Here is a 13,841-nt window from a genome sequence, read left to right on the forward strand (position 1 = left end):
TATGTCATTTTAGGCAAAACGTTTAATATTATTATAATCTACTAAAATATTCGCTTAACCTAATTCTTGGATTGGTTTTTCTTTTTAAATATAAGATTTAAAAGATTTGAGTAAGAAAATTGGTTTGACTTGCTTGTTGTGATCAAGTCAACTGTTAAAGAAGTACAAGCTTAAACCTGCTAATACTATACCTATTAAAATGTATGAGATTACAGTATTAGATTTAACAAAGTCTGTAGAAATCTTATCTCTTATAAAGGTTGTAAAGAAGTTAGCTGATGTAATTGCAATCGATGCCATTGTTTGGTTAATTCCAATCGGGGTGATTTTATTCTTCTTAAAACCATATGATAGTGCATGAGCAATTAATAAGTTATATAAAACACCATAACCAAAACCTGAGATACCTTGAATTCCTAAATAGATTCCACCTTTAGTTAATGTTGGAACTGAAGTTGAATTAATTAACAAGATCATTGAAGTATTGTATAGAACAAAGAATAAACTACCAATTAGTGCTACCATTCATTTGTCGAAGTATTTAACACCAACAACACCCATTAATACCCCACCAAGTAATTGCGCAGCACTAAATACACTTGATAAATAACCTTCGTATGGGGCGCTATTACCATTACCTACAAGTTGTTGTAAAGTAATTTGGGCAATCCCATCAGCTATAGCAAATCTAGTAAAGATTACGATTCCTGCAAATAAGATAACTACAACAAAGCTATATATCTTCTTTGGAGAGCCATCTATAATGTCTTTTGGGTCTTCTTTTTTTAGACCAACAAATTGCGGATTTTCCCGTAAAAATCATCAAAAAACGATGTTCATTAAGATTACAATTACACCTATTAATCAAAGGTATTTTGTAATGTTTACATCTGCTGTTTTTTGATCTGTAATTGCTAGTGTTCTAACTAATGATTGAACAGGAGAAGCAACAAAATCAGCAATCAATGGCGGAATTGATAAGATTGAAATCGCTAAAAACGGTTTTTCTTTAGCGTGTTGCTCATTAAATCATAGTGAAAAAGACCCAATACACGATGCTGCAATTCCTACACCAATTGTTTGAATTAAATTAGTCGCAAAACTAGGCTTGATAATAATCGGTATGAAAGTTGCTAATTGTAATAAAAGCGCGGCAAAAACGACCTTTTTTCGCGATTTAAATTTAATACCTAAATAGTCAAATAATGGTCTGAAAAATATACCTACAAAACCATATAAACTTAATGGTAAAAATAATAAGCTTCGTTCGATTCCCAAATCGTTATGTAATGTTCCGCGATAACTGCGAACTAAAAAGATTGGTACTCAAAAAATCGAATAAAAAACAAAGAGTTTCTTATAACCTTTGTTTTCGAATTTAATTTTCCAGAAAAAGATGATACTTATACTTAATGCAAGCAAAAATAAAACCGCATTAATGATTAATGAGATCTTATACCTTTCTGATAAAACTATGCTTGCTTGATTAGTTAATTGTACTAATCATCAATCTATTTGATTATTCATCGTCTTGTAATAATTTTGAAAATGTTTCTTGTGGGATCTGCACTGATCCAATCGCTTTAAGGCGTTTTTTACCTTCTTTTTGTTGTTCTAAAAGTTTTTTCTTTCTAGAAACGTCACCACCATAACATTTAGCTAAAACGTTTTTACGCATTGCTTTAATTGTTTCTCTAGAGATTATCTTAGAACCAACTGCAGCTTGAATCGGGATTTCAAATAAGTGTCTTGGAATCAGATCTTTTAATTTTTCAACAATCTTCTTTGCTTTTTGATAAACAAACTGAGTGTGACTAATAAACGATAAAGCATCAACTTTTTGTCCATTTAATAAGATATCAACTTTTACTAAATTTGAATCTCGATAACCAATGAGTTCATAATCTAAAGATGCATAACCTTTAGTAACAGATTTAAGTTTATCAAAGAACGAATAGATAATTTCAGCTAAAGGGATCTCATAAACCAGGATCTTTCTAGAACTGTCAATCTCAGATAAATCCATGTATTCTCCGCGGAAATTTTGACATAATTCCATGATTGGTCCAATGAATTCATCAGGTGTTGAAATCTTTAATTTAACGTATGGTTCAAGCATACTTTTGATCCGGTTACGTTCAGGCATGTTTGCTGGATTATCAACTTTGATTTCTTGTCCATCAGTTAAAAAACATTTATACATAACTGATGGTGCTAATAGGATTAATGGAATATTGTATTCACGAACAATTCTTTCACGAATAACGTCCATATGCAATAAACCTAGAAAACCACAGCGCACCCCAAAGCCTAGAGCATTAGAAGTTTCATATTCATATTCTAGTGCAGCATCAGTTAAGACAATCTTTTCCATTGCTACCTTTAGATTTTGATAATCTGCAGTATCAACTGGATATAGACCAGCATAAACCATTGGACTTACTTTACGATATCCAGCTAATGGTTTATCACACGGATTGTTAGCGTTCGTAATCGTATCACCAACATGTACGTCTCGGATTGTTTTAATTGAAGCAGTTACATAACCTACTTCACCAGCTTCTAGATAATCTCGACTTTTCATGTTAGGGTTTTTAATCCCAACTTCGGTAACAATGTATTTCACATTGTTAGCCATAAATAAGATCTCATCACCAACCTTTAATTTACCATCAAAGATCCGAATAAAACATACAACTCCTTTGTGAGGATCGTAGTAACTATCAAATATTAATGCTTTTAGTGGATCATCATCATTTGCATTTTTAGGTGGTGGAACCTTATTAATAATTGCATCTAAAACTTGATCAATATTTAAACCAGTTTTAGCTGAAATCAACGGCACATCTGAACAATCAATTCCGATTTTGGTTTCGATCTCTCGCTTAACTCGATCAACATCAGCCGAAGGTAGATCAACCTTGTTAATAACTGGGATGATTTCAAGATTATTTTCAAGTGCTAGATAAACATTTGATAATGTTTGAGCTTGTACACCTTGAGTGGCATCAACAACTAATAAAGCAGCTTCACAAGCTGCTAAACTTCGTGAAACCTCATAAGTAAAGTCGACATGACCAGGTGTGTCAATTAAATGAAAAGTATAATCTTGATCGTTTCTTTTAAACTTTAGTTGAACTGCATTAAGCTTGATCGTGATCCCACGTTCACGTTCAAGTTCCATGCTATCTAAAAGTTGATTTTTCATCTCTCTTTTAGATACAGTTTCAGTAATCTCAATTAGTCTATCAGATAGGGTTGATTTACCGTGATCAATATGCGCAATAATACTAAAATTACGTATGTTTTTTTTATCCATATCTGTTAGCTAATAGATTATTTGTTAAATTCAAATTTAATGAATTGAATTGATTTCTTTCTTAATGATGCAGGGTTGTCTATATATTTCTTAGAGATTCTTACATAAGCAATTCAAACTGCAAAATAACTTAATGGGAAATAACCACACAATAATCCAATGATTGCAGCTCATGCAATCTTTGGATTATTAATTACATTAGTAACTCCACCATAAACTGAGTACACTGTACGATCAACAGTTTTATAAACATAAGGAACTGTGATTACATAGATTACATAGATAATTGGATAGATAATTCCTGGAATCAAGTAAGTATGAAACTTACCAATATTTCTAGCTGGTGAATATACAAAAGCTAAGAATCCCGCAATAATGAAAGCTACTGGATTAAATAAGTGAACAGTTAACCCTCTTGCTAATCTAATCGGATTGGTAATATGTTTATAACCCAAACTACCAAATTGTAAGATGACATTATAACCAAAAAAGGTAAATAAGATATAAACTATACTTGCTACTAAAAACTTATCTCTTTTAAGAAAACTATGTTTTGGTAAGAAAACATAGAAAAATGAAAAGACTACTAAGATAAAGTTACTTTGATTAGTAAACTTATCAAACGTTCTAAAAGCATCAGTAAAGCCCTTCATCGTATCAGAGTTTGATAATAGTTCAGCAACAACTCCTTCAACAATGAAGATTGCTGTAGCTAAATTTAACCAAAACACAAAAAAGAAGATCTTTTGTGCTGTAGTTAATTCGTATTTAAATCAATGACTAATACTTTTGGGTTTTTTATCAATTAAATTCATACTATCTTATCCTTTTTAAATTAGTTATGTGGATTGATCACCACTTGGTTTTGTTCATATTTCTTAGAGATCTTCCTAGCTCCAAACCAAGTGAGATAGGTCGTGACAGGAACTAAAACAAATAATAAGAACATAATAGCAGGGTAAGCAAATTGCGGATAATCCTTCGTATTTGTTGCCACATTATAAACCGAATACGTCATACCATTTGGTCGGTTGTATACAAACGGAGCCATAATCACATAAACACAATAAATGGCTGGATAGATCATTATTGGTAGTAGATAACTACTTAGTTTTTTTAATTTCAAGTTTGGATCATAAACAAACTTGAAGAAACCACAAACAATAAAAACGATCGGATTGATTAAGTGTTTAAATAGATCGATGAACAATAAAAAAGCAGTTGCTTTTGAACCATAACCAATCTTTGAATAACTAAAAGCTAAGATTGATTTAGGCGCAACGATTACTGCTATTGCATTAGATATACTTACCAAGTTATAAACAAAAAAAGTGATGAAAATATAAGTGATGCAGGCGATTAAAAACTTATCGTTTTTAAGAAAACTGTGTTTGGGAAAAAACACATAAAACAACGAAAAGAAAAAGATTAAAATGTTCGTTTGATTCGTAAACTTATCAAGCGATAAAAATCCATCACGACCTCTGAATAAAAGTGAAAAAAGACCGTGAAGTACTAATAAAACACTAATTGCATTAACAATAAAAGCAAATAGAAAAATTCTTTGCGACTTATTTAATTGGTTCTTGTATCAACTCCTAACGCTGATCTTTTTCAGTTCTAATCGATTCATCAGTTCTTATCAACTTTATGCATTCAGTTTGGCTTTTCTTTGAGCAATTTGGAAGTAATGATTATTTGTCTTTTTAATCAAGAAGATAATTAAGATAAACGATGCAGGGAAATATAAGAATGTCATTAACATACCAACTGTAATTGCCATATTACGATTGGTAACTACATTTGTGTAATTTCCATAAACTGAATAAATGGTATGATCTGGGGTTTTATAAATCAATGGAATGGTTAATACGTAGATCAGATAAATGATCGGATAGATCATTCCAGGTAAGATAAACTTCGAATAATTTTGAATCTTTTCAATTGGATTAAAGATGAATCTTAAATATCCAGCAAAAATGAAAACGATTGGGTTAATGATTTGTAAATAAATCCCAGAAGCTAAATAGCTTTGTGAAAAACTAGCACGGTTATTGGCTTGATCTACTAAATCTTTAAAGATTCCCCCTGTAAAAAATGTAAACAGGGTATACACCATACAAAAGACTAAGAATCTTTCATTTTTAAGTACGCTGTTATTTGGATAAAAAACAAAGAAAAATGAAAAGAAGAATAATAACACACTACTTTGGTTGGTAAAATTACCAATTGCGGTAAAACCATTGATAAATGGTGAACCAAAGTAATTAATATCTATACTAGAGTAGAAATTATAGATAACAAAACCTAAACCGATAATGTTAAATAAGAAGACTGTTAAAAACAGTCTTTGAGATTTTGTTAACGTTTGGTGATATCAATTTCTTAAACAGAATCTTTGTTTTGTATTAACCATATTTTATTACGACAACTTTCTACCAAAGATGGTTCCTAAAGCATTGTACAAGCGTTGATCAAATACAGTTAATTTATTATTAGCTGTTAAATGATTAATTGCTTGGATTTGTACTGTTGAATTACTTGCAGTCATCGCAATTACTGTTAATAATTCAGATGGGCTTAAACCTAATGCTTTAGTTGGATCATTTAATCAACCAGCTCCAAGATTGGTTAAATCGTTGTAACTTACTTGTTTAACATAAGCAGCCACTCTTCTTAAACTACCTTGTAGGAATAAACTGTGGTTTAATTCAAAGTTCTCTGATTTAGTTGTTCCGATATAACCAACATATCGTTCAAACGCTTGAGCAGGAATCATATCGATCATTTTCTTGATCTCAGTAACTCTTTCATCAAAGCTTAATGGTTTACCATCACTATTATTACCAAAGTAAGTATTGTTTGGTACTCTAGTTTCATTAGTAATTGAACGAGCCAGTTCATCTAATTCACGTTCAGTTTTAATGTTATCAACATAAGTTAATAAATTAGTTTTACTACCAAAACCATAGAAAGCACCTTGTTCACCTGATGAACCATAAGTTGAGAATAATGCTGATTTCAATTCATTACTAATCGGTGCAGATCCGTTTTTGAATACTAATCCAGCAAAACCATATTGAGGCATTGTTGGTGCGTTATTTGAATCTGAAACATTGTAAGTTAATGAACTGTTATCTCAGAAGTTAGCTGGTTTAATTTTCATTGCTTCTGAAGAGATCATGTTCTGTCAGTTAGCTACAGATGAACCTAAAATTCCATTTGGATTTTGATCAAAAGTAATTAATGGGTTTAATGTTTGATTATTAGTTGTTGCATCATCTAAAGGCTGACTATTAGATGCTGTAGTAACATTAGCATTGAAATTAATTGGCAATGATCATGTTGCAAATGCAACATCACCAGGACGCATATTTAACATTGCAATGTTCTTGAAGTTTTGTAAATTATTTCTTAATAATCATTGGAATGTGTATAAGAATCTATAGTAACTAAATGTTAGATCACTAGCTTGCTGAGGGTTTGATATTTGATCAGCTCAAGCTTTATCAACAACCTTGTTGAATGAATTGAAATCAGTATAAATTCCATAAGAAGTTTTGTCATTTAAGCTATTAAATGCACTTAGTTGGAAAACGTTTCTAATTACATTAGTTAATAGATCTTGACTAATTCCTTCAAAACTAGATACTTGGTTATTAGTAGTATTAAAGAATTGTCTGAAATTAGGATTTGATCTAATGTAGTCAATTCTAATTTCATTTGTTAATGTTGATGTTGAAATAATTGATCCAACAGCTAAATTAATTGCTAAATATAAACCATTTCATTGATTTAGATCTTGATCAGTTGAATTAACTTTAACAAAAGTGTTTTGACTTTGGTTATTTAATAATGTTGTTTCAACATTTAATTTAGTTAATAATTTATCAATCTCAGCATTTCTAGCTGCTCTTGTATCAGTTACATATTTATTAATTTCTGCAACTGTACCAGTGCTAGCATTTGTAGCAGTTAAACCATAAAGTGATAAGTAGTATTGTTCTAATCCATTGAATGAACCATCAGTTGCTCTTACATATGGTAATCTAGCTGCAATCCCATTGTTAGCAGTTTGGTTTGTTCTAGCATTATCTTCAAAACCTTTAGCACGGTCATAGATCTTAGCTCTGATGTTTTTAACTTCTGTATCTAAGTTAAGTGCATTTAGATAAGCAACTTGAGTTTTAACTAAATCATTAACTAGATCATAAACTTTTTTAAAGCTAGTTCTAAAACTGAAGTTTGCATTATCTTCAATATTGAAGATGTTGTTCTTATCCATTGGATTTTTCATGGCATCTTCATACATCTTACTTAATGCTAAGTAAAGATTTAGAGTTTGATTCTTAGTGAAATGATTTCTGATCTGAGAATTTAGATCAAAATCATATCTTTCATTCTCAGATAAGTTAACAGATGATCTTAATAATGAACGGTAAGCTAAAAATTGTTTTTGTTTGTTAATATCTCTAGCCATACCACTTTGGTTTAAGTAGTAATCTCCACCATCAATCGCCATTACATGGATACCATCTTTACCACGAGAAAAGATGAACTTGCTAGCGTTCATGTTTTTACTCATGACATTAGTTTTCATATTAGTTGATTCTGAAGAATCAACTGTTTCCATCCCGTTTCATTCAAAAATTTCGTGGATGTCTTTAGTTCCAGCAGCTAAATCTGCATAAGCATTATAGTATGGATCAGTAGTTCGACCCGCTTCACCAGTTTTTAATAATGAATTATTGTTAATCTTTTGTGAGAAAGTGTTGGTTGCTGTAGTCTCGTTATCACCTGCACCTGTACCAGTAGCTTTAGCTCTAATAAAGTTATTGATCAGATTAACATCATCAATATCAGATTGAACCATACCAACATTATCACGGTTGGTATTATTAGTTTGCTTTAGATATTGTTGAACATAAGCAGCACTAAATGATACGTCAAAACTATTAAACATATCAGAAGCAGTCATTAACAACTTACCACCAGAATCTGCTGAGAAGTTATTAGGAATATCAATTCCTTTAGTTGTATTATTTACATAACTATCCAACCCTCTAGTAATGAATTGGTTATAAGCTCTCATTCCCTTGTTTTCATCAAACGGTTGGTCTTTAGGATTTTTGAATGCTTGGAAATTATAACTAGCTACTAGTGCATTTGCACTTACAGTTCGATCATTAAAGATTGAATTAAGTCCATCTTTAGGAATTTCATTGGTAAATACAATTCTAGACACTAAATTAGGATTTTCATCAGTCACTCACTGATTGAAAGCAAACGCTTGGATTTGTGCTAAGAACTCATTATTAGTTTGTTCGTTATTAGATGCACTAAATCCACCATCAGTAAATCTAATGTTAGCTCAGTTAGCTGGATCGTTTAAGATTGCTCTTGAAGGAATCTTAGTTAAATTTGAATAAACAGTAAAACCATCAGCGTCAGTTGACATTGTTGGTGCATAGTTTAAATAAGAATCCTTAAATATCGAATCGAAGAAGTCGTTGCTAATTTTTTGATTAAGTTGGTTTTGAAGATAACTTTCTTTAGTTCCGCCATTAGGATCGAATAATTGAGTTTGGATTAGATCCATGAAGTTATTTCCATAGATCTTCTTATTATCTTCAATTGAAGTATTTAATTGATCATTAACATCATCACTAAAGTTTTGGTACTTATTACTTAAAACTGATGATTTAGAGTTTTTGTAATAGTTAGCTAAACTATCAGCTAATAAAGATGAAAGTAAGCTTTGGAATCCTTGATTGTTTTTAAGTGCAGTTGCAAGTACAGTTTTAGCTTGATCTTTTTGACCACCTAAAATGTTACTACTATCACCGCCAACAAACCCTAGGTTTTGATTATTACCATTGTTACTAAAACCAGTTTGGAATTTGTTCATTAGTAATTGGTTGGCATTATAAGCAGTTCCACAAGAACTTACAAGAACTCCAGCTAAAGAAATTAACGATAAAAATGAGACTTGTTTAACGATTCGATATTTTTTATTTTTACTATGAGACATTAGCTTTTCTCCGTTTAAAATTTTACTACTTTATTTAATTTATGAATTCCTCATCACCCATCTTAATCCCAGTGCATCATATAAGCGTTTATCATTAACATCAATTAAAGATTGCTGATTAATGATCGCTAATTCTGCATTGTTTTGGTAAGAACTATCAAATGCATATCGTGCAACAATTGATAGTAATTCATTAACTGATAAACCTAAACGATTTTCAGGTTTTGTTAATCATGATTCACCACCTAATTCAGCTACTTCTTTAAAGTTGATTTGCTTAATATAAGTCGTTCAGTTTAATAATGACTTAGCTGCTGTAAATGGAACAAAAGTTTCTGGTTGAGTTGTAAAATCAGTTGAAGCAACTTTGTTGTTTCCAACATAACCAACAAACTTCGTATAAACATCAGCTGGCAAGATCTTAGTATCACTTAATTGACTAATTAAGTTAGCTTTTCTTTGTTCAGCACTTAATGCCATTCCATTAGCATCTGTATCAAACAAGTTGATATTAACTTGCGCTCTTCTTAATAATTCAACAAACGCATCCAATTCACGGTTTGTTGTTAATGTGTTTACATAATTAACAACATCTTCAAGTGAACCACCAAATGCGTATAACACCCCGTTTTGACCAGATTGTTCGAAGTTATCAAATAATACAGATTTAACTTCACTGTTTAGATTTGTATTATTAGCATTAGCAATACTTAAACCATTAAATCCATATGCCGTAACATTGTTATCAGTAGTTGAATAATCAATATTATTAGCATTAGAATTAGGATTATTATTAGCTGCTTTATTTAAATTAGCAAAGTTTAAACTTGTTCCTTGTAAATAGTTAGGGTTGGCAATAAAGTTTGTAAAGTTAATCTTATCTTGAGTGCTTGCAATATTACCATTATCATCTAACTTAGTTCCATTAGTTAACGTTCATGAAACATTAGCACTAACACCTCTAGTGATTTGAGTTGATAAGATTCGCTTAAACTCAGCTAAATTATCTTGAATTAAGTATCTAAACGTATTTAGATATCTTAGATAATTTAATCTAGCATCATCATTAAGATTACTGATCATTCTTTCATTATCAAAGTAATTATTTAAGACAGTATCATACTCAGCTTTAGTAGTTCAAGAACCATACTTAACTTTATTAGTTTGACTTGCTCACGTACTTTGAATGAAATAGAAGTTGACAACACTTTTAATCTGATCAGCAGTTAAACCTTCAAAGTCTTTAAACTGATTGGTTTTAGGATCATAGAAGTTGGTAAAACGTTGATCATTTAGATAAAACTGACGTTTGAAATCATTTGTTGATGTAGGTAATGCGATTGTTGTGTTGATTGCTAGATTAGCTGCCAAACTATATTGCGGATCATATCTTGAATCAACAAAGACATTTTGTGAGAACTGATAAGAAGCTACACCATTTAGTAATAATCCTTCAGCTGCAACTTTAGCTGCTTGGAAATACTTAGTCTTAGTATCATTAACAACTTGATCAAATAATTTACTTAATCCTTGATCTTTAGTTGTTAATGTATCAGCTGGTAATAACTTATTCTCAATTAATAGATCTTTATAATAACTTTCAATTCCCACATAAGAACCATCTGCAGCTGCTGGGTGAGGTAACTTGCCTGCAATTCCAACTTCTGGGGTCTTATTATTTTTAATTAAGTTATCAAACATCCCCGCTCTTTCAATGATCTTTTCTCTAGCATTGATCGCATCGTTTCTTACTTTAAGAGCATAATCATAATCAACTTTAGATTTAACTAAATCTTTAAGAATTGATGAAGCTTTAGTTAAAGATGCTAATAAAGCTTCGTTTCCTGGTTTGTGTAAAAATGAATCTTTATTATCAATTGCATTTAATAAGAATTCAATTGTTAAAGTAACATTATGATCTTCATAGTATTTCTTAATTGGATCTAAGATGTTAAATTGGTAAGATTTTTCACTAAAGAATTTAGAGAAGTCGGGATTTTTAACTAATTGATTTCTAAATAATAAGAACTCTTTTTGCTTATCAACGTTTCTAGCATTACCAGTTAGATAGTAATTAGCCCCATCGATTGCCATGATGTGAATCCCATCTTTTCCACGAGATAAGATGAATTGTTTTTCGATATTATTTGCATCTGCATCAGATGAAGTTGGTCTGATGTATTCGTGAAGGCTAGCTTTACCTTCTGCGTATTGTTTGTATATGTCGTAGTAACTGTTATCAGCAATTTTATCAACTAAGATACTTGATTTAACTTTTTCTGAAAGTTCTTTTAATTGTGGATCATTAGAAGTTAAATCTAATGTCGTTGAATAAGCAGAATTTGCATCAGTTGAATTAGCAAAAATGAAATTCTTCATGATGTTGTTAGGATCTAATGTAACTGAAACAACCCCATTATCCTTATCAACATTATTAGTTAAATCTTGATATTGTTGAACATAAGCCGTGGTGAAAGCAACATCAAATGTGTTGAACATTTCACTTGCGCTCATTAACAACTTACCACCAGAGTCTGATGAAAATTGATTTAAGAAGTCAACAGTGAAGTTATCTTTGTTGTAATAGTTAACTAAACCATTGTTAGCTACTAATTGTCTAAATCCAGTTGATAGTTTAGGTGATGTTTGATCAACTACATCTTTAGGATCTGTAAATGCTTGGAAACTATAACTAGGTTTTAGTTCATCACCTAAAACTTTTTTATCAAAAATCTGATCTAAACCACCTTTGATATTTTCATTAGTAAATACGATCCGAGAAACTAAGTTCGGATTTTCTTTTTTAACTCATTGATCAAAAACGTATGCTTGGAAATCTGCAAACATTTGGTTATCGTTTAGAACTGATCTTCTATCAACATAACCTTCTGAATAAAACTTAAAGTTTTTTCAATTTTCAGGTTTACTGATTACATCAATTAAAGGGTTATCAACCTTTTTATTTTTGTCATCGAAATAACCTAAGTAGTTGTTTTGGAAAACCATTGATGAAAAATCAGTAAACACGTTAGTTAAAACTTGTCTACGTTTGTAACTATCAGCAGTTCCACCATTAGGGTCAAAAAGATCTGTTTGTCTTCTGATTTCAAAATTTCTTCTAAACTGATTTCTTAGTGAAGTTGTTTCAGATTCAAGTTTAGTTTCAGCATCTTTTTCTCAATCGCGATATTTTTGCATAATGCTGTTTGAAGCATTATTGCTGTATCAATCTGCTAGTGAGTTGGCGATTAGAAATCTAGCAAAATCATTGAAACCTTGATCAGTTTCTAATGAATTTTGCAAAACAGCATTAAACGAGCCTGCACTAGAGTTGCTAAAATTTTCGGGATGTTGTTTGGTTTTAAATAAACCTTCAACAACCGGATTGTTAGCAGCAACAGAACAACTACTAGCCACCATACTTATTACAGTTACACCACTTAATAAGAAGGAAGCTGCAAGAATTTTGTGTTTTTTGTTTTTAAACATAAAACTAGTTATCTACATATACAAATAAATGAAGAAACGCCAAGGATCCTTCAACTATATGCTTATAATTATACTACAATGCTTATTTTAAATGGATTTATCAACGTAAACGCGATAGGTTGAAAAAGTTCTGTAAATAAGGTTCTGAGATCTTAATTAGTGCAATCACACAGATAATTAAGATTGGTAATCTTAATGTCTCTTTAATTACTCTTGGAATTAAAAAGGCACTTAGAATAAAGTCTCTTGTTTTAGGTTTTTGGTGCACGACATTAATCAAGTATTCGTTAATAGCAATTGTTCCTAATACTAATGAATACAAGATCGATAAAGTTATCATCATCGTTGAAACATACAAGAACAACTTAATGGACTCTTTTGTTTTCCGGTTTTTTAGATATAGCAATCAACTTGTTATTTCTGAAAAAACAAAAAACAAAGCCATGAAAACCATACTTAAAGTGGTTCCAAATGAATTGTTTCTAACTAAGAAACGATTGGTTTCAGGATTGTTATATAAAGATAAGAAGATAAATCCAACTACACAAAAACCCAGGATTAAGATTTGTTGGAAAACAAAATCCCAGAAGTTTGAAGCATAGTTTCTTCTAATTCTATAAATCGAACCAAACAAGCCAGCTGTAAAAATAATCATCGGTTCTTGAATGGCAAACAATCAATACCAAACATCACCACCGCCTAAAAAGAACGATAATGCGTCAGTTAAAAAACCAATCGGTATGGCTGCTACTATCCCAAAAATCCAACCTATTAAAGCCAATCCAACTCAAGAAATCCCCAAACTAATTGTTGGTCCAATACGAACGACAAAAAGTCCTAAGATAACTTTAAGAGCAATAAAAATTGCTAAAAAAGAAATTAGGTAAATGTTGTATCTTAACTTAAGTGGTCAAAACGGTAAAAAAAACTTGATGATCGCTGTTTTGTTGATTGACTTTTTAGCGACACCTAGTTCTTCTTGCAATCTTATTTTTTGCAAAT

The 13,841-nt window shown here is 30.9% G+C and carries 8 protein-coding genes; all 8 read right to left on the reverse strand.

The annotated features are described in order from the left end of the window. Window positions 1-84: 84 nt before the first annotated feature. The 8 genes from H3143_RS02760 to H3143_RS02795 all read right to left on the reverse strand — a co-directional run bounded on the left by H3143_RS02760 (window position 85) and on the right by H3143_RS02795 (window position 13,839). Window positions 85-1,527, reverse strand: coding sequence for an MFS transporter (locus H3143_RS02760; RefSeq protein WP_182078683.1), 1,443 nt, complete (start codon window positions 1,525-1,527; stop codon window positions 85-87). Then, a complete protein-coding gene (lepA, locus tag H3143_RS02765; protein WP_182078684.1) occupies window positions 1,520-3,319 on the reverse strand; it encodes a translation elongation factor 4 in 1,800 nt (599 codons plus the stop codon). Before lepA ends, H3143_RS02760 begins: the two co-directional genes overlap by 8 nt. A gap of 17 nt (window positions 3,320-3,336) precedes the next feature. Continuing rightward, entirely contained in the window at window positions 3,337-4,134 is a 798-nt protein-coding gene (locus tag H3143_RS02770; RefSeq protein ID WP_182078685.1) for a DUF1600 domain-containing protein, read from the reverse strand. A 20-nt stretch (window positions 4,135-4,154) separates the two neighbouring features. Continuing rightward, window positions 4,155-4,952 (reverse strand): DUF1600 domain-containing protein, encoded by a 798-nt coding sequence (locus tag H3143_RS02775; protein WP_182078686.1) that lies wholly within the window; start codon window positions 4,950-4,952, stop codon window positions 4,155-4,157. A 15-nt stretch (window positions 4,953-4,967) separates the two neighbouring features. Continuing rightward, window positions 4,968-5,735, reverse strand: a complete 768-nt coding sequence (locus H3143_RS02780) for a DUF1600 domain-containing protein (protein WP_182078687.1) — start codon at window positions 5,733-5,735, stop codon at window positions 4,968-4,970. Window positions 5,736-5,741: 6 nt separating this feature from the next. Then, window positions 5,742-9,350 carry a DUF3713 domain-containing protein gene (locus tag H3143_RS02785; protein ID WP_182078688.1) on the reverse strand — a complete coding sequence of 1,203 codons (3,609 nt, stop codon included), beginning with the start codon at window positions 9,348-9,350 and terminating at the stop codon, window positions 5,742-5,744. Window positions 9,351-9,389: 39 nt separating this feature from the next. Beyond that, window positions 9,390-12,839, reverse strand: a complete 3,450-nt coding sequence (locus tag H3143_RS02790) for a DUF3713 domain-containing protein (protein ID WP_182078689.1) — start codon at window positions 12,837-12,839, stop codon at window positions 9,390-9,392. A 97-nt stretch (window positions 12,840-12,936) separates the two neighbouring features. Then, the gene (locus tag H3143_RS02795; protein WP_182078690.1) at window positions 12,937-13,839 is read right to left on the reverse strand and encodes an ECF transporter S component family protein; all 903 of its coding nucleotides are present in this window, start codon (window positions 13,837-13,839) and stop codon (window positions 12,937-12,939) included. Window positions 13,840-13,841: the final 2 nt, after the last annotated feature.

The organism is Mycoplasma tullyi (assembly GCF_014068355.1).
Classification (GTDB): domain Bacteria; phylum Bacillota_I; class Bacilli_A; order Mycoplasmatales; family Mycoplasmoidaceae; genus Mycoplasmoides; species Mycoplasmoides tullyi.